Source organism: Deferrisoma sp., from assembly GCF_054681715.1.
In genome coordinates this window covers 23,435-42,183 of the sequence record NZ_BAAHFQ010000019.1, presented here as the reverse complement: position 1 = coordinate 42,183, position 18,749 = coordinate 23,435, and the positions used below count along the sequence as shown (strand labels likewise).

Annotated in this window: 11 protein-coding genes; 7 read left to right on the top strand and 4 right to left on the bottom strand. The window is 69.5% G+C overall.

Going from position 1 to position 18,749, the window contains the following annotated elements; all coding sequences use genetic code 11:
• Positions 1-250: 250 nt before the first annotated feature.
• From ACY0I8_RS05080 to ACY0I8_RS05055, 6 genes are all read left to right on the top strand, one after another.
• Complete coding sequence (locus ACY0I8_RS05080; RefSeq protein ID WP_461393874.1) at positions 251-1,564, top strand: hypothetical protein; 1,314 nt, start codon at positions 251-253, stop codon at positions 1,562-1,564.
• A gap of 19 nt (positions 1,565-1,583) precedes the next feature.
• Positions 1,584-2,441 carry a cytochrome c3 family protein gene (locus ACY0I8_RS05075; protein ID WP_461393873.1) on the top strand — a complete coding sequence of 286 codons (858 nt, stop codon included), beginning with the start codon at positions 1,584-1,586 and terminating at the stop codon, positions 2,439-2,441.
• A 33-nt stretch (positions 2,442-2,474) separates the two neighbouring features.
• Positions 2,475-2,777: a hypothetical protein gene (locus tag ACY0I8_RS05070; protein WP_461393872.1), complete on the top strand. Its 303-nt coding sequence runs from the start codon at positions 2,475-2,477 to the stop codon at positions 2,775-2,777.
• Between the two features lie 114 nt (positions 2,778-2,891).
• Positions 2,892-6,905: a hypothetical protein gene (locus ACY0I8_RS05065; protein WP_461393871.1), complete on the top strand. Its 4,014-nt coding sequence runs from the start codon at positions 2,892-2,894 to the stop codon at positions 6,903-6,905.
• 168 nt (positions 6,906-7,073) lie between these two features.
• On the top strand, positions 7,074-8,309 hold the full coding sequence (locus ACY0I8_RS05060) for a rhodanese-like domain-containing protein (RefSeq protein ID WP_461393870.1): 1,236 nt from the start codon (positions 7,074-7,076) through the stop codon (positions 8,307-8,309).
• Positions 8,310-8,327: 18 nt separating this feature from the next.
• A complete protein-coding gene (locus ACY0I8_RS05055; protein WP_461393869.1) occupies positions 8,328-9,623 on the top strand; it encodes a cytochrome c3 family protein in 1,296 nt (431 codons plus the stop codon).
• A 78-nt stretch (positions 9,624-9,701) separates the two neighbouring features.
• On the opposite strand, the gene ACY0I8_RS05050 is transcribed toward ACY0I8_RS05055, so the two are convergent.
• A complete protein-coding gene (locus ACY0I8_RS05050) occupies positions 9,702-10,607 on the bottom strand; it encodes a multiheme cytochrome-associated LysR family transcriptional regulator (RefSeq protein ID WP_461393868.1) in 906 nt (301 codons plus the stop codon).
• Between the two features lie 396 nt (positions 10,608-11,003).
• Between ACY0I8_RS05050 and ACY0I8_RS05045 the strand changes: the two genes are divergently transcribed.
• Entirely contained in the window at positions 11,004-13,559 is a 2,556-nt protein-coding gene (locus ACY0I8_RS05045) for a carboxypeptidase regulatory-like domain-containing protein (RefSeq protein WP_461393867.1), read from the top strand.
• 547 nt (positions 13,560-14,106) lie between these two features.
• Here the strand turns inward: ACY0I8_RS05045 and ACY0I8_RS05040 are convergent.
• The 3 genes from ACY0I8_RS05040 to ACY0I8_RS05030 are packed head-to-tail and all read right to left on the bottom strand — an operon-like array spanning position 14,107 to position 18,420.
• Complete coding sequence (locus ACY0I8_RS05040) at positions 14,107-15,396, bottom strand: HEAT repeat domain-containing protein (protein WP_461393866.1); 1,290 nt, start codon at positions 15,394-15,396, stop codon at positions 14,107-14,109.
• 10 nt (positions 15,397-15,406) lie between these two features.
• A complete protein-coding gene (locus ACY0I8_RS05035) occupies positions 15,407-18,214 on the bottom strand; it encodes a cytochrome c3 family protein (protein ID WP_461393865.1) in 2,808 nt (935 codons plus the stop codon).
• The gene (locus tag ACY0I8_RS05030; protein WP_461393864.1) at positions 18,211-18,420 is read right to left on the bottom strand and encodes a hypothetical protein; all 210 of its coding nucleotides are present in this window, start codon (positions 18,418-18,420) and stop codon (positions 18,211-18,213) included. The genes ACY0I8_RS05035 and ACY0I8_RS05030 overlap by 4 nt, the downstream gene beginning before the upstream one ends.
• Positions 18,421-18,749: the final 329 nt, after the last annotated feature.

The following is an 18,749-nucleotide window of genomic DNA, read 5'->3' as shown; positions in this document are numbered from 1 at the left end:
TTAGTCAACGAGCACTCCACAATCCATGTATCTAGGCATTTTGGCCCAAAACCCAGCCTTCACAACCGCACAAGGCCCTATTCATGCGAAATCTGCTCGTCAGAACCACCCCGATGTCCCCAGCAACTGTCAAAGTCGGGTCATAAGATCTTAAATTTTGGGCTATTTCCACCTTAATGTCGGGCCGGCACGGCTCTCGCATGCACGGGAAGCTGTGCCTACGTTCACATTCACCAGGAGGGAACCACGGATGCGAAACCCGCTGCCACCGCTCCTCGCAGCCCTCCTCGCGGCTGGGCCGGCCCTCGGGGCCGGGCCGGGCGTACGGGCCGATCTGTCGGCCGAGTACGAAACCCGGTGGTCCCAGATGCACGCGGGAGACGACGAAACCGACCAGGATCTCGCCGTGGACCTGGGCCTCGAGGCCGACCGCGTGGCCGTGGAGGGGCTCGGGTTCTCGGGCCGGCTCCGGTACGAGGCCGACCTCGACGGCACGGCCGAGGCGAGCCCCTACAAGGACAACCTCGACACCTACTCCAACCGGGACGACTGGCGGCTCTACCGGGCCGTGCTGTCCTACGACCTGCCGGCCGGGTGGGCCCGCCTCGAGGCCGGCCGCCAGGAGGTCTGGAGCGCCGAGACCGTGCTGTTCGACGGCGGGCTCGTGCGGCTCAGCCCCTGCCGCTGGGCCCAGCTCGAGGCCTTCGGCGGTCGGCGGGTGAGCTTCTACAAGGACCCGGAGCCCAACGCCGTCTACGGCGGGAACCTGGACCTTCGGCCCCTGCCCGGCACGCTCGTGAGCCTCGAGGACGTCCACTACATCGAGAACTCCTTCGAGGCCCGGCTGGTTCAGGACCTCCAGGGGTGGGGCACCGGCCGGCTCGCGTACCGGATGATCAACGCCGATCCCCAGGAACTCTCGGCGGCCCTCGACGTGTACCCCTGGGCCGAGGCCGAGGTGCACGCCCGGTACGTGCGCACCCTGGCCGAAAAGGGGGACGACGACTTCGCCTACGACTACACCTCGGCCGATGACCACGAGGTGCCCTACCTCACCTTCGAGCCCCTGGAACCCTACGCCGACTACACCCTGACCGTGCGCCAGGGGTTCTTCGGCAAGGTGGGCCTGGGGGCGCGACTGCGGCACCACAACGTGATCGACGAGGCCGACGAGGATACCTACAACGTGGACTTCGACGAAGGGGCCCTCCTCTTCGACCTCTCCGACCTCCCCTGGGCCGGGCTTCGGCTCGACGCCGAGGCCGTGCGCTGGGTCGAGGACCGCGACCGCTCCGACATCACCGAGGACAACCTCTGGGGCGTCACCGTGGCCCTGGAGCAGTCCTGGCGGGGCCACGCCCTGGGCGCGGCGTTCCAGCGGCAGGCCTACGACTCCGACGGCCGGCCCCGGGACAGCCGGGCCTGGGAGGCCTGGGCCCGGGTGCGGCTCCTGGAGCACGCCGCGCTCCACCTGCGCTACGCCCGGGAGACCGACGACCTCTACCGGGCCGACGGCATCGACGCCCTGAACACCTTCACGGCCCGCCTGAACCTGACCTTCTAGCCACCGGGGAGACACCGCCATGCGACGGATCCGACTGCGAACCACCGCCCTGGCCGCAGGCCTCGCCCTCTCCCTGGGCCTCGGTTGCGTGACCGGCCTCAAGGGCCTGCGGTTCGACCACAAGCTCCACGCCGGGGAGGCCGGCTGCGCCGACTGTCACACCGACGCGGCCCGGCCCACGCACGAGGCCTGCGCGGCCTGCCACGAGATCGACGAGAAGAACCCGTCGGACGCGTGCCTCACCTGCCACACCGAGGGCGACTACCGGGTGGAGGCGGCCCGGCCCGCCTCCTACGCCGACGTCACCTTCGACCACGACGCCCACGCCGACGTGGACTGCGCCCGGTGCCACGCCGGGGCGGCCACGAGCACCCGGGCCAGCGACTCGAACCTGCCCGGGATGGAGGTATGCCTCGAGTGCCACGACGGCGACGAGGCGCCCTCCGACTGCGCCACCTGCCACCAGAAGCTCCGCAAGGACGTGCGGCCCGCGAGCCACACCGCAGCCTGGCCCAAGGCCCACGCCGAGGCCGGCCGCCTGGACGGGGAGTCGTGCACCTGGTGCCACGGCGAAAACGCCTGCTCCGACTGCCACGCCACGGCCCGACCCAAGAGCCACACCCCGGCCTGGAAAACGTCCGGCCACGGCATCGCGGCCGACCTCGACCGCCGGGCCTGCGCGGCCTGCCACCGGGCCGACGAGTGCTCCCGGTGCCACCGCACCCGGCCCCCGAGCCATTTCGGCGCGAACTTCCGGATTCCCCTTGATCCGGGCCAGGGCCACGCCGGCCTCGTGGCCCGCCGGGGCGGGGCCCGCAGCTGCCGCGCCTGTCACGAAGCGAGTTTCTGCCTGACCTGTCACCCGGGCGGGTTCTGACCCCCCACAACCACCCAACGGGAGGAGAGTTCCATGCGACACCGGATCGTCCGAACCCTACGCCTCGGAGGCACCGCGGCCGCCCTCGCCCTGGCGGCCACGGCCGCGTGGGCCCATCCCGACGTGCCACTCAAGGACCACGCCGGGAACGCCATCACGGCCGAAAGCACGGAGCCCTACAGCCCGAAACAGACCTGCGGGGCGTGCCACGACTACGACGAGATCACCCAGGGCTACCACTTCCAGCAGGGATTCGACGAACTCATCCCGGACGCGGAGCGGCTCGCCGGCGAGAAGCCGTTCATCAAATCACCGGGAATGTACGGGAAGTGGTGACCCCCCGCGACCGCTAGCAGCCAGTTGGCTGCCAAGACGAACGAAAGCGCCGACGAGATCGACCGTTCCACGTTCGACTGGATCGGAAAGGGTGCGCTGAATACGGAAAACCAGGTGAAAGTCCCCCCCTGCGGCGCCTGTCACCCCGGGAGCGGAGCCCTGGAGTTCGCCCGCGATCCCGCTACCGGCACGGCCAGCACGGTGCGACTCGATGAAGTGGAGGACATCGGCGCTTTCGACGGGGATTTCTACGTCGGCGTGGGCACGAACAAGGACGCATTCCTGGAGGCGTTTCCGAACCCCTTCGACGCCACAGGGGTGGTGGAGGCCGACTGTCTCCTCTGCCACATGAAGGAAGGCTACAGCTTCGGAGAGCGATTCAAGCAACTCACCTACCGCAACTACAAATGGGCCGCCACGGCCGCCGCCGGTTTGGGCGAAGTGGAAGGCAAGGTCTACACGTTCGATGACTCCAATAAGGCCAACATCGGCAAGGGAACGTGGGTCACCGATCCGGCGGACCTCCCCACGGTGGACTACACCACCGAGGAGGTAGCAGGGAAGATCAACGTGGATGAGGAGGGCGTCTACAAGCTCTCCGGTGATCTCATCCAGGGTACCCCCGGGGCTGCGGTGTGCCGCCAGTGCCATGCGGGCGCCGACATGAAGAAGAGGGGCTTCGCGTGGTCCGCCGCCGAAGACGTTCACAACGACGCCGGGCTTGAGTGCCTGGACTGCCACGGGCTCTACGACGCCGACGGCGACGGCGACGTGCGCGAGCACCAGATCGGCAAGGGGTACGCCAAGCTGGGCTCGGTGCGGAACGACCTCGACGGCACCATGGCCTACGGGTGTGCCGACTGCCACAAACCGGGCGGGAAGGCCAAAGACCCCACCGCAAAGCACGACGACGCGCTTGCCGGAATGGCCTTCCACCTCGACAAAATCAGCTGCGAGGGGTGCCATATCCCGTTCAAGAACTATACTCAGGGCGAACTGATCGACATGTCGAGCGGAAACCAGATCTGGTACCTCTCGAGCGGTGACACGATCAAATGGGCCGGCGATTTCAGCGGCAACCAGATCCGCTGGTCACCGTTCCGCAAGCCCTACGACCCCGACGGCGACGGCAAGGCCGAGATCTACACGTTTGGAACCAAGACGTCCACTTGGTTCGGCTACGTGCCCGAAGGCAAGCATACGGTGCAGCCGTACATCCTGCGCCACGTCCTCCAGGCGTATGAAAACGCCACGGCGATGCCCAAGGTGGAGGTGACCTACGTCAAAGACGGCAGCCTTCTCAAGAAGCCCTCCGTGTGGGAGGACGCCGACATCGTCGCGATGCTCCAGTACCTCCGGGACAACGGCCCCTACAGCGGGGTCACCCCGGTGTTCGTGAGCGGCGAGACCGCCTACGCCTTGGACCAAGCGGGCACGGGGCTCGTGGCCACCGAGTACGAGAACGCGGAAACCAGCCATGATTTTTCGGTGAGCCACAACGTTCGCGAGGCGAGCGAGGCCTTGGGCGCGAACGGGTGCACAGACTGCCACGCGGAGGAATCGCCGTTCTTCGACACCTACCAGGTCGAGGACCTGACCGCATACCTCGCCGAGAGCTACAAGGACAAGAAGGAGCCCTACGCGGTCCCGATGTGGGAAAAACAGGGCTACACGGAGGAGGAGCGGACGCGCCTGGCCGCGTACGATCCTGAAGCTCCCCACGCCACCATCGTCTCCTACGACGACGACGGCGCCAACGCCTGCGCCCAGTGCCACCCCGAGGCCGTCGAGAGCTTCAAGCAGTCGGTCCACTACAGCTCCCGCTCCGTGGTGGAGAACGAGAACTTCTTCTTCCCGGGCGGCGGCAAGCACGGCATGCTCGACCGGGCCTGCGCGCTCGTGGGCTCCAACATGCTCCTGAACATGCTGAACACCTCGTACACCTCGGTGGACGTGGCCGACGAGCAGGGCGGCACCCCGGGCCAGCAGTGCGGCTCGTGCCACACGAACTACTACAACACCCTGTTCGAGCCTGCCCTGCCGGCGATGGGCATCCCCGGGGTCGAGACGGCGGAGGACGCAGAACGGCTGATGCTCTCCGGGGTGGACTGCCTCGTGTGCCACGCCGAGGAGTACGACTTCCGGATCCGGATGACCTACGAGCCCGATCCCTACGGGCTCAACATGGGCTTCGGCACGATCGAAGGCGTGCCCCAGCGGATCAAGCAGGATCGGTCAGCCGAGGCCCTGGCCTCGATCGTCCGGACCCCTTCGGACGAGATGTGCCTGCGGTGCCACGAGCACGGCCGCACCGACTACAAGCGCGGGGAGCTCCCCGAGGCCGAGTACGACATCCACTACAAGCTCGGCGTGTCGTCCGAGAACCCGTGCCTTTTCTGCCACGAGGCCACCGACCACAAGTTCAACCGGGGCCGGATGGTGAACGGCGACCTCTTCGCGAGCGACTACCCGGTGAACTCCGACGAGAACGACGCCTCGTGCGCGGGCTGCCACACCGACCGGCCCCACTCGAGCGCCCGCCTCAACGACCACGTGGAGAAGATCGCCTGCGAGACCTGCCACATCACGTGGACCTCGGGGGCCGAAACCACGATCTGGGGCGACGGCGGGTTCCTGGCGCTCGCCAAGGGCAAGGACAACCGGCCCGTGAAGCTCTACACCAAGAAGGAGGGCGGCCAGAGGCTGACCAACGAGGAACTCTGGGAGACCTACCACCAGCGGCCGATCTACATGCCGTTCTCGGGGCTCACGAGCTTCCTGGCCCAGCCGATCCCGATCGAGAACCGAACCGACCCGGATAAGCCGGTAGCGCCGCGGATCTACCCGTTCAAGACCATCATCAACCCCATGCCCTTCGACGGCCGGTTCTTCGGGATCGGTGTCGAAACCGTCGATGCGGACGCCGACGGCGTGAACGACTACTCCATGTTCGCGGCCATGAAGATGTTCGCCGCCCAGTACAAGATGCTCGGGTTCATGGACGAGGACTTCGACTTCACGAAGTTCGCTGTGGACGAGGCCACCGGCATGGTGGTGACCACCGTGGACCCGGCCGACCCGAAATACCCGAGCTACGCGGCCATGGCCCAGATGGCGGCGTTCCCGAACATGCTGTTCTTCGACAAGTACACCTTCGGGTACAACTGGTACCAGGACCTCGGGAAGCTAGCCGAGGAAGGCAAAGTCACAACCTGGGACGAAGCGTACCGGCCCCTCGAGGTCAAGGACATGCGCAAGGCCGTGGAGGTCGGGATGAGCCGGCTCCTGGACATGATGGCCCAGATGCTGGACGTCATGGACCAGATGGGTTTCCAGCCGTCCGGAGGCATGACCGTAGACGAGATGAAAGCCATGTACCAGCAGATGAAGGCCATGTACTCCAAGGACGCCCTCTCGGCCGACCAGGTCGTGGTCATGGCCGCCCCGCCGGGCACCGAGATGCAGATGATGCTCCAGCAGATGGGCGTGGACCCGGCCCTGTGGCAGAACTACCCGGCCTACTCCAACGGTGTCACCCTGGGCGGGCACGGCGTGCGAAAGGACGAGGCCCTCATGTGCGCCGACTGCCACGACGCCGAAAAGAGCGTGTTCAACCAGAAAGTGGAGGTGCCCACCTACGGGCCCAAGGGGCTCCCGCTCGTGCACTGGGAGTTCTACTCCAAGGAGCTCCTCGAGAAGGCCGAGGCCGGGGAGATCGTGGAGGACGTGTGGGAGGCCGGGTACGCCCTGGCGAGCGACGACTTCGAGATGGACGGGCCCTTCGTGACCGCCTCCCAGGCGGCCAAGGCCCTGGGCATGGACATGGACATGGACATGGACATCACCTTCGGGCTCGACGGCGACTACATCGCGGTCTTGGTGCCCACCACCCGGCTCGCCACGAACTGGGAGGTGCTCGGGTACTCCGCCGCCCGGATCGCCGAACTCACCGGCACCTCGTCCGAGGAGGCCGGCGGGGTGATCCCGGGCGACGTGGAGTCGGACGAGGCAGGCTCCAGCGAGTGCTTCGTGCAGGCCCTGGGCGGCCAGGCCGGCTCCCCGGCCGGACTCGCCTGGATCCTGGCCGCGGCAGCGGCAAGCTTGGGCCTGGCCGGACGTAAGCGGTAGGGGTACACACGGGGCCCGTTCTTCAGGGAACGGGCCCCCACATTGGGCGAGCATGTGAAGACTCCCACATTCACACACCGTGGAAAGGAGGTGCCCCATGGTCTAGCCACGCGGTGGGAGTTGTTGTGTGCGCACGGGTCTTTGTTCCTTCACGAGGAGGAGAAACCGATGAGATCGCTCCGATGGTTGCGATACGCTGCCGTCGCCCTTCTGTTCCCCCTGGCGCTTGGCGCCTGCGGGGGGTCGGACGATGACGACGACAACGCCGGGTCGCCCACACCGCCGGTGAGCACCGCGATCACCCGCGAAGACGTCGCGGCCCGGCTCGACGGCGTGCTCAAAACCGGCCTCAACACGATCAACGCCGACCAGGTCGCCGCCCTGTTCTTCGACGGCGACCCCGCGAACGACCCCTTTGTCCTCGACGTGCGCAGCGCCGAGGACTACGCCAAGGGGCACATCCCCGGCGCGGTGAACGTGCCCCTGAAGGAGTTCGCCCAGCGCTACCTAGAGGAGGGCGACGCCCTCGTTCCCGCCGACAAGAACGTCGTGGTGGCCTCCTACTACGGGGGCGACGGGAACATGGCGAGTCTCCTCATCAACGCCGTGCGGATCAAGGATCCGGCGAACGTTGGGGACTATCCGTGGTCGAAGACCATCATGATGGGCATGATGGCCTGGAGCTTCGACAAGGAGCTCTCCAACGGCCACCGGTTCACCGACGACGAGGGGGACAAGCGCCTTGCCGACGGCCCCGTCGAAACCACCGCCCACCCCGGGGGGTCCTTCGAGCTTCCGGAGTTCTCCGGGTTCAGCGCCGACACGGTCGAAGGGGTGATCCTGGAACGGGCGGCCTCGTACCTCGCCCAGGCCGACGACCCCCTCACGCTCCAGATGCCGGCCACCGAACTCAAGGCGCTCCTCGACGACGGCGATCCGGCGAACGATCCCCAAATCCTGAGCGTGCGGGGCGCGGCCCACTACGCGCTGGGCCACATCCCCGGGGCGCTCAACGTCTACTGGAAGGACACGGCCGTCCTCGAGAACCTCACGATCCTCGACCCCGACAAGCCCGTGGTCGCCTACTGCTACACCGGCCACACCGGGTCGCTGGCCACGCTGGCGTTGGCGATCCTCGGGTACGACGCGAAAAACCTCCTCTACGGCATGAACGGCTGGCACATGTCGGGGGCCATCGCCGCCTCCCAGCTCGCCAACTTCGACACGATCCGGGGCTGGGACTTCCCCGTGGACGACGGCGACGACGACCTGGGCTCCCTGGCCGCCTACACGCCGCCTACCGGCTGCAAGGGGTGCCACACGAGCCTCACGGCCATCTTCTACGACCTCACCCGCAACCCGCCGCAGGCCACGGAGGCACCCCCCTCCGTGGGGGAGGGGTGAGGGGGCGCCGTGGAGCCCGTGCCGGCTTCCAAGAAGGTCTGGATCTACGACGGTCACCTTGCCAGCTACGATGCCAACAAGTACGCGAGCGCGTTTGACGAGGGCGGGGACGTCCACCCCGGCCGCAACTGCACCGACTGCCACGGCGGCGACCACACCAAGGGCGCCCGGGCCGAAGCCCACGCCGGTTCGTTCGCGGCCATCCCCGGCGGCGAGGCCGCCTGCCTGAACTGCCACAGCGTGTTCCACCCGGGCACGGCCGAGGCGAACAACGGTCTGCACGCCACCCTCGCCGGGTACACCGCCATCCTCAAAAAGCGCGGGTTCGACCCGGCGGACGAGGCCTCTGCGGCCCGGTTCGAGGCCCAATGCACCAAGTGTCACACGGCCAACAGCGAAAACGACGTGGCCTGCGGCCAGTGCCACGTGAGCGTGCCCGCGCCGGCGGGCGGCGGACTCCTGGCGGGGCATCGGTTCCAGAAAACCCCGTCCATGGACAACAACTGCACCGCCTGCCACGGCTCGCGGGTGAAGGACGAGTACTACGGACTCAACAACGAGCTCCTGGAGCGCAACCGGGCCTTCCTGGGCGAGGACAGCCCCTGGAAGGACGAGGCCTTCGAGCTCGAGCCCGACGTGCACAAGGAGGCGGGGCTTACGTGCATGGCGTGCCACGAGGGCGACGAGATGCACGGCGTGGGCGCGCCGGAAAACGACGACCGCTACGCGGTCACGACCTCGCCGGCCTGCGAGGACTGCCACGACGGCCTCGTGGGAGCCAACATGCTCCACAGCCAGGAGCACCTCGATAGCATGGACTGCTACGTGTGCCACGCCCAGCCCTACAAGAACTGCTTCGAGTGCCACACCGACGTCACGGAAGACGGGGTGCCCTACTACACGATCTCCGACAACGAGCCCGGCGGGAACCACGACCACCTGATGACCTTCCGGGTGGGCAAGAACCCCAAATGGCTCGACGGCGTTCCCGGCGTGAAGAAGTACGCAGTGCTGCGGCACGTGCCCGTGGACCCGGACGTGTTCACCTACACGGGCGCCAACGCGGAGGAGGGGATCCTGCCCGACGCGGCCGCCCGGCCCACCTGGGCCTACGCCACCCCTCACAACATCCGAAAGGCGACCAAGATCACCGAGAGCTGCGGCAACTGCCACGGGGAGGACTACAGCAAGTTCTGGCTGACCGACCCGGTGGGGAACGCCTACGGCTGGGTGGGCGAGAAGTATGAGAGCTTCGAAAACACTGCCAACGAGGGCGTCAAGGTGACAGAGCCTATCCCCTTCGCCGCTCCGTAACGGTCCACAGGAATCCAGCCGGAAATATCGAATTGCCGCCGGGCGTTTCGCCCGGCGGCCTTTTTTTCGAGGGGTGTTTCAGCGCCGGGCGCCGGCCGCCAGCGCGTTCACGATGTGATCCCGGAGGGCGGCGACAGCGGCCGGGGGTTGCTTGGTGCCCGGAAGGAGTAGGGTCCGCAGCCGGCGGTGCTCAAACCCCTTCGCCCGGTGGGTTCGAAGCGCCCCGTCGAACGAGGCAACCAAGTCCGAGGGCAGGAACGCCACCCCGTCGCCCCGCAGCACCGATTCCCGCAGCGCCACGAGGTCGTCAAGGACCACCACGCCCCGGAACTCGTCGGTCGTCCGCCCAGCCCGTGCCAGGTTCGCCTCAAGAAGCGTTCGGCAGCAGTGGGCCTCGGCGGGCACCAGGAGTACCTGGGGAAAAAGATCCTCCACGGCCACCGCGCCCCCCGGAATGCCCAACCCCGGGTGACTCGCGAACACCACCTCGTCGCCCCCCAGGGAGATCCGCTCGCAGCCTCCGGCGTCGAACCCGAGGCAGTGCTCCACCACGGCCAGGTCGTAGGCTCCGCGGGCGATCCCCAAGGCGATCTGCTCCGGCATCCCGAACTCGAACCGCAGCCGAGGCTGTCGGCGGCAGGCCGCCGACAGAAACCCGTGCAGCACGTCGGGCAGGCGCAGGACGCCGAACTCGGGTGTGCAGGCGAAACGAACCGGCGAATCAATCGCAACGGCCCGCACCCGCTCCTCGATCTCCCCCTCCAACTCCAGAATGCGCCGGGCCTTTTCGAGCACCTCGCGCCCCACCTCGGTGGGGACGACGCGCGGCCCGGAGCGGTCGAGCAGGGGCACGCCGTACTGGTCCTCCAGGAACTGGATTCTCCGCGACACGGTGGACTGTGCCACGCACAGGCTCTCGGCGGCCCGGGAGAAGCTCCCCTTTTCCACCACCTCGACCAACGACCTCCAGTACACCGACTCCATCGATCTCCCTTTCGCGAAGTGGCGGGAACGGGCCCTGAGGAGAGGCGCGACTGGCGGCCACGCGCGCTCGTGCGTCGAACCACGAGCCGCGCCGCGCCGACTTCCTAACCCGGTTCTTCCCCGGCGGAACCGGCGGCGCTCATCCGGACCGGCCGGCCCTATGCACCCCGCGCATGGGACCATGCGAAACATTCGCTTCCGATCTGGGGCCGCCCGGGCTACCCTGAACCTGCATTCATCGCCGTTGAATGTGAAATATACCACAAAAAATTCCGGTGTCGATGCGCAAAAAGATTGGAAACCCGGCGTGCATGCGGACCAAGGAAAGGAGGTGATGGCACGACATCGCACACGCCGGCCCCCGAGGACACGCCACACTGCGAGGGAGGAGTAGGGATGCGGAAGATCTTATGGGTGCTGGTTCTCTGTTGTTCCGTAGCGCTCACCGGGTGCGCGGGCGACGACGGCGACGACGGCGCACCTGGAGCTCCGGGGAAAGACGCCGTGGACACCGGGACGATCACGGGGGTGGTGGAGGACGCCACCGGTGCCGTCGTGAGCGGTGCCACCGTCACGACCGATCCTGCAACCCAAACCGTCACCACCGACGATCAGGGCACGTTCACCCTGGCTGACATTCCGGTGGGCGCCTACGTGTTGACCGCCACGAAGGACGGCATGGGAACGACCACCCTGCCGGTCGGCGTGGCCGGCGGGGCAACCACCAACGTGAGGATCACCCTCACCGCGGACGCCGGCGCCGATGAGACCACCGGCCGGATCCTGGGCAAGGTGTTGGACGTGAACGGCCAGCCCGTGGCCGGGGCCACCGTGGAGGTGGAGGGCCAGGGCATCACGGCCACCACCGACGAAACCGGCGCCTTCACCCTGGAGGGCGTGGAACCCGGGTTCGTCTACCTCTACGTGACGAGCCCGGACAAAACGGTATACCTCGACGGCGAAACCCACTCGTCCATCTTCGTTGCCGCGGGCGAGGCGGTGGAAGACGTCACCGTGACCCTCTCGGGCCGGCCCAGCGACGAGGCCACCTACGTCGGCATGGAGACGTGTAAAGCCTGCCACGGCGGGACCTGGGCCGATCTTTTTGCCGCGTTCGACGGCACGGACAGCGCCTCGGCGCACTCCCGGTTCGTGGTGGAGGGCACCAGCCAGATGGTGTACCCGAACCTCTGGCCCAAGCCGGTCAACTCCTCGGATGAAACCGATACTCGGCCCACGGTGGTGGTGCCCCGAAGCTCCAAGGGGGAACTCCTGCTCGTCCAGGACCCCCAGGACGGCGAGGGCCTCGTGAACGTGGTGCTGTGCACCCGCCTCGACGAAAACAACGAGGTGGAGTACCTGTTCAAGTTCTACCCCGAAACCGAGACGCCCGTGATCGACCCGGCCCATGAAGGCCTCCTCGACTGCTCCGGGGCCGACGGCGACATCTTCGCCTGGAAGGCCGCCCAGGACGCCGGGACATACAACCCCACAGCCGGGCCGGTGTTCATCCCGGTGGCCGCGACCATCGGCGGCCAGGGCAACTGGGGCGAGGGCTGGGCCGACCCGGACCACACGACGCCCGACCGCCACCCCAACTTCGGCGAGGGCAAGCAGCGCTACATGTGCCGCATGCAGGACGTGCCCTGGCTCCGGCAGTGGGCCAAGGACAACGGGGTGACCAAGTGGCTCGACGAGAACTACAGGGACTGGGTGCCCTACATGCCGGTGTACCTCATGCAGGACGGCACCCCGGTGGGGAGCGAGGTTCTGGGCCCCAACGACGTGACCGGCTACCCCGCCTTCTGGGAGAAGTCCCCGACCCACTGGGCCTATCCCGCCAACACCTGGTCGCGCAATTGTAGCGGGTGCCATTCCACCGGCGTGAAGATCACCTCCCAAACCTTCGACGACGCCCATGAGCCGGGCGACGCCAAGGAGGTGGTCACGAACGTCCAGTACACCGACCTCAACCTGACCTGCGAGCGCTGCCACGGCCCGGGCTCGGAGCACGTGAGCACCCGGGATAAGGCGAAGCTGATCCTGCCCCAGCACCTCTCGGCCAAGGCGGCCAACGAGACCTGCGGCCAGTGCCACGCCTCGCACCCTGGCAAGAGCGCGAACCCCACGGTCCACAAGTACGCCTACAACGCGGACTACGAGGACGCCATCGGGTACGGGTACTTCGTGCCCGGGGTGTACGACCTCGAGGACTTCATCTGGAAGTTCGACGGGGTGACCTGGGCGCAGCAAGAGTACGGGGGCAACAAGCTGGACGTGGACGGCGACGGCAAGGCCGATTACCTGGGCCCGTTCCACACCTGGCCCGACCAGACCCACTCCCGGGCCCACTCCCAGATGCTCCAGGAGATGCGCCGGTCGGTCCACTACAACAACTCGTACGAGAAGCTCACCTGCTTCACCTGCCACGACCCCCACGCCCTGGACGCCCCCGACCTCGAGGTGGACGGCGTGGAGTTCCCGGACGCCGCGTACGCCGACAACACCCTGTGCCTCGCGTGCCACGCCACCCACGGCCCGTTCGAGGAGCTCGGCAAGCAGGACGTGAAGGACGCGGCCGACGGGAATCTCCAGGCCCTGGACAAGGTGGCCCGGGTGGTGGCCGAGCACATGGAGGCCGAGGCCAGCATGGGCGCCGCCCCCTACACGCCCACCGACCCGGACATGCCGTCGGGGGCCTGCACCTCGTGCCACATGGCCAAAATCGGGAAACTCCAGGACGTCAAGTACGACGCCCAGTGGCACCTGGCGTGGGACAGCGACGGGAAGAGCGCCGTGGCCGAGGGCAATGTCGGGTCCCACCTGTTCGACGTGGTCTGGCCGGCCCAGAGCGCCGTGCTGGTGCCCACGGCGACCCGAGACGCCGACGTGATGCCGAACTCGTGCAGCAAGTGCCACGACTTCGCCCGGTTCAGCGGCGACGACGACTAGCCCGACACCTTTTCCCTTCCGGTTCGGCTCCACGCGATCGTTCGTGGGGCTGATCCCTCTACCGGCCGCCAGGGCCCCACCTGGCGGCCGCTTTTTTTTTGCCCGCTACCCATCCGGGCGGACCGGTTTCAGATCCACGACGTGCCGACCGGAGGCGGAGGGCGGGATGCCGCACCCGCTTCCGCCAACGCCTTTGTGGGCGTCAGGAGGAAGCTCCCCAGGGCCCCTTCGGGGCCCCGCTACGCAAGACAGTAGCGCGCGAGGCGGGGCCCCGGTGTGGGAGCGCCTTCCAAGGCGCGACCCGGGCCGCAAGGCCCGAAAGAAAGGGCGTCGCGGATTGGAAGCCGCTCCCACAGTTTAGGACGGCCGCTGACGCTGGAATCCCGAAGGATCTTGGCGTCCTAGCGTCCGAGCCTCCTAACGTCCTAGCGGAAAGTCACTTGGAAGCCGGATTGCGGCATCATCCGAGGGGGCTCCCGTCAGGGTGGCCTGCCAGACCGCCCGCACCCGGCCCGGACGAGGTGGAGAAGACAAGCGTGAAACGCGCCTACTGCCCCCGCTCCCGGATGGCGTCGAGGGCGGCCTGGGCGTAGCGGCGGTATTTGCGCTCCTGGAGAAACGGTTCGAGGGCGGGCACGGCCCGGGGGGTGCCGATGCGGGCCAGGGTTTCGAGGGCGAGCCGCACGTTCGCCGCCTTGGGGTCCTGGAGCGCTTTCAGGAACGCGGGCTCGTACTCGGGGCCACCGTGGGCGGCCAGGTTCTGGAGGGCGAAGTGGCGCACCACCTCGTTGGGATGGTCCGCCAGGGGTGCGATGCGGGGAAGGAACTCCGGACCGCCCCGCTCGAGGAGGAGCTGCAGGGCCACGGCCGGGAGGTTGGGGTCCGCCTCCCCGAGCCAGTCGGCGACCGCCCGGACCTGGTCGGCGGTGAGGGCCCCCCGGCGGTCGTAGACCACCATGGCGGCCCGCGCCCGGTCGTCGGCCGGGGCCTTGGGGTCTGCGGCCAGATCCAGGAAGAACCGGGTCGTGGCCGGGCAGTCGAGCCGCTCGAGCACGTCCAGGATCCGGCCCTTTTCGGCGGCGGGAACCTCGGGGTCGGCCCAGAGGGCCGTGAGCGCCGGCACGGCCTCCTCCTCGAGGCAACTCCATTCCCGGATCGCGGCGCCGGCGTGCTCCCCGGCCTTGACCGCCGCCGCGAGCACCTTCCGGCCCCGGGGGTCGCCCCGGCCGGCCAGGATCGTGGCGGCCCGGAACCGGAGCCGCCAGGAGTCCGACGCCAGGGCCTCGGCCAGGAGATCCTCCGCCCCGGGAGCCCCGACCCGCGCCAGGGCCCCCAGGGCCGCGGCCCTCACCCGGTCATCGGGATCGGTCCACCCCCGGGCGATCACGTCGGGGGCGCCCCCCCGGCGGCCCAAGGCCTCCAGGGCGACGGCCCGGACCCGCGGGTCGGCGTCGCCCACGGCCCGTTCCAAGCCGCGGGTCGCGGCGTCGCCCGGAACGTTCTCGAGGGCCATCACGGCCTTTTTGCGCACCCAGTAGTCCCGGTCGGAGAGCATCTCGGTCAGGGGGCCGGCCGCCTCGGGAAGCCCCGTGCGGCCCAGGGCCTCGGCGCAGGCCGCCTTCACACCGAAGGCGTCCTCGGTCTCGTTTCGGTAGGCCCCGGCCAGGAGCCGCACCGCCTCGGCCCCGCCCACCTCCGCCAGGGCTTCCGCCGCCTTCCGCCGGGCGTTGCCGTCGGGCCCCGAAAGGTCGGCCCGCAGCGCGTCGAGGTCCGCCGCCAACCCGATCCCCCCGATCGCCCAAAGAACCGCCCCCACGATCCTCCACCGCACGCGCATGTCGTCCCCCTTACCGGAACTCCTCCCCCACATCGGACCAGACCCAATGGTACTTGAGGTAGCGCTCCGCCGCATCCTCGGGGTGGCACACGGCGCACACGCTCCGGCCGGCCTCGGCCGGGTCCCGGAGCCGCAGGAACCGGGTCACCACGTTGGGGCCGAGGGTCCCGAACCCCGGCTTGATGAACGCGCCGAAGGGGCTCCACACGTGGGGGTCGTGGCAGCTCACGCACTGGAGGTTCCCGGTGGGCCCCGGCCTCCCCTCGCGGTCGTAGAGCGGGATCACCGGCGGCTGGCCGGTCTTCAGGGCCCAGGTGTCCGTGAGCGCCATGGGCCGCTGGAGGTAGATGGTGCCCCGGGGCGTCAGGAGCGGCTCGGCGTCCTTCATGTGGTGTTGAAGAAGGAGCACCTCTCCCTCGATGGGACCCCCCTCCCGGTGGCACGACCGGCACAGCCGGTTCGGCGGGTACGCGCCGGGCGCGGGCTCCAGGGCCCACAGGGCCCGGTCCACCCCCCGATGGGCCGTGTGACAGGGCCCGCAGGGCCCCAGGGGGTCGGGCGGATCCGTGGGGATGTCGTGGGGCGTGCCCCGCACGGCGGCCTCGGCCGGGTGGCACCGGGCGCAAAGCGTCCCGTCGGAGGCCGGAACCCGGAGGAACGCGGGGATCCGCTCCCCGGCCGGGTCCCACCGGCCGTGGAGGTCGTGGCAGGTGGAGCATGTGAGGGTCCGGCCGGCCCGGCCGCCCAGGGGATCGTAGAGCGGGAGATCCCCCGGCTCCATCCCCTCGGGCAGCACCGCGTTCACCGGGTGGGAGCCGGGGCCGGCATGGGGGAGGGGTCCGTCGGCCGGCGGGCCGTGGCACCCGGAGCACTTCCGGTCGTTCCAGGTGCCCGACGCGCCCTCCCGCAGCTTCCACAGGAGGGGCTCCCCCTCGCGGGCGTGCTGGGGATGGCAGACGTCGCAGGCCGACCCCTCCCCGCCGGCTCGGGGGTCGTGGGCGCTCCCCAGGAGCGGGGCCTTGTCGCCGTGGCACACCAGGCACAGCCGCGGGGGATCCCGGGGTTCCAGCCGGAACGCCCCGGGGCGGTGGACGTCGTGGCAGGTGGGGCATGCCATGAACCCGAAGGGGTTCCGGCCGCCCTCCCTGTCGAAAAGGGGAAGCCGGTCGCCCAGACCCTTCCAGGCCGGGGGGCCTTCGGCGGTGTGGGCCGCAAGGCTCCGGATCTCGTCCCCGTGGCACCCCCGGCACCGGGCCTCCGCGGGGCCTTCCGTAGGCCGGCCGTGGGCCGGGTGGCACGTGCCGCAGCCCTCGACCCCGCCGTGGGGCCGCTTCGCCGCCTCTTCCTTGTCGGGGTGGCAGGCGAGGCAGGTGCCCTCCCCCTGCCGCACCGGTGCCCCCTGCCGGTGGGGATCGTGGCAGGTGGGGCAGGCCACGGCGCCCCGGGGGGCCTCGATCCCCCCGGGACCGAACACCGGCAAGCCCGGCCGGGCCTCCGCGGCCGCCGCCGGATGGAGCTGTCCCCCGTCGTGGCATACGGCGCACCGGGCCGCCGCGGGTTCCGGGGCGTGGATGCGGTGGCAGGCGCCGCACCCCTCGGCCCCGCCGTGGCCTTTCCCCCCGTGCTCGGCCCCGTGACAGTCGGTGCAGTCCGTCTCGTCCGGGGCGTTCCCGTGGGCCCGGTGGCAGGTGGTGCACCCGAGCACCCGGCCGCCGGCCAAGGGCACGGCCACCGGGTGCGCCCCGGCGTTCGCCGGCACGAAGGGGTTCTGGTCGGTGTGACAGTAGAGGCACCGCACCCCCGGCGCCCCCCCGAGCAGGGGGTCCAGCGCCGCCCCGTGGGCCCGGTGGCAGGTGGCGCAGCCCATCCGGCCGGCACCGTGGGTGGGAAGGCCGCGCCGGGCCAGCACCACCGGATCGGCCCCGGCGGGAACGGGATCCCGGTGGGGGCCCGGCAGATCGGCGTGGCATCCGGCGCACAAGAGGTTCCCCTCCAGCGGGGCCCGGAGAAGCCCCGCCGCGCTCCCTTTCGGCTTCACCGGGTCGTGGGCCGCGTGGCACTCCGAGCAGTAGGGGGTGGCGGCCGGGTGGTGCCCCGGGCCCTCACTCCGCTCGTGGCATGCCAGGCAGGGCCTTCCCTCGGCCAAAAACGGCGCCTCGGTGTGGGGCCTATGGCAGGCGCCGCACCCGGCCTCCCGGTGGGCGTCCAGGGGTTCGGTGGGGCGGTGGCACACCCGGCACAGATCGTCGCGGCCCCCGCCGTAGGGAGCCACCAGCAGGGCCCGGCCCGCGCCGCCGTGGACCCGGTGGCAGGTGGCGCACACGATCCGCCCCCCCTCGGTCCGGCCCCCCAGGCCGGCGACCCGGGCGGCGAGATCGGCGGGCAGCACCCTTCCCCGGTGCCGGTCGCCCCGGCCGGGGTGGCACGAGGCGCAGGGCTCGTCGCCCCCGGGCAGCACCCGGAGCCACCGCCGGCCGGCCTCCCCCTCGGCGTGGGGGGAATGGCAGGTGCCGCACTCGATCCGGCCCCGGTAGAGCTTGAAGGGATCCGGCAGTTCCCGGCCGGCCGGCACCCCCGCCGGGTGCTGCGCGCCCCGCCCCAGGACCCGGCGGCTGTCCACCACCGAACCGTTGTGGCACGAACGGCACACCCGTTCCTGGGCCGCTTCGTCGCCCAGGAGCACGTCCCGGTCGGCCCGCAACAGATCGAACGCCGCCCGGTCCCGGGAGGGGTGGCAGGCCACGCACGGCCAGTCGTCCACGGCCGCGGCGAAGACCGCGGCCGGCCAGAGGAGTAGAAGGGCGAGGAGCCGGATCATCCGGAGGCCGGGGCCTCCCGCTTGAAGATGAAGAACGCGCCCCGCACCTCGCCCTGGGGCGTGGTGTAGGGGATGGTGGTCACGAGCTCCCACCCCTCCTCCCCGGCCCGTTTCACCTTGGCCAGGTCCAGGGCCTCCTTGGGCAGCCCGCCGAACGGCTCCGGGTTGGGGACGAAGATCTGGCCGTACTCCCATCTTCGGCTCAAAGGATCACCTCCGGGTGTCAGTCTGGGAAGCTGGAAAGTTAGGAAGCCGGGAAGCTGGAACGCTGTGAACCCATCAGAAGCCGTTCTAGTGGCCCGTCTCGCCAAAAAACATGCAAATTGCGGCGGTGGGGCTGGGGGTCCGACGAAGCGCGACGGCCGAGCAGCTCGGGCCACCCGGCGCCAGGGGAGCGGCCGCGGCGCGTGCCCTCACGCGCCGCAGCGGACCGCGCCGAGGCGGCCCCTGCGGGGCCGTTCAGCGAAGGAGGGGCCCCCAGCCCCACCCCTTGGGGAAACTACGGGATTTCGGGAACGCATCATTAGATCGCCGC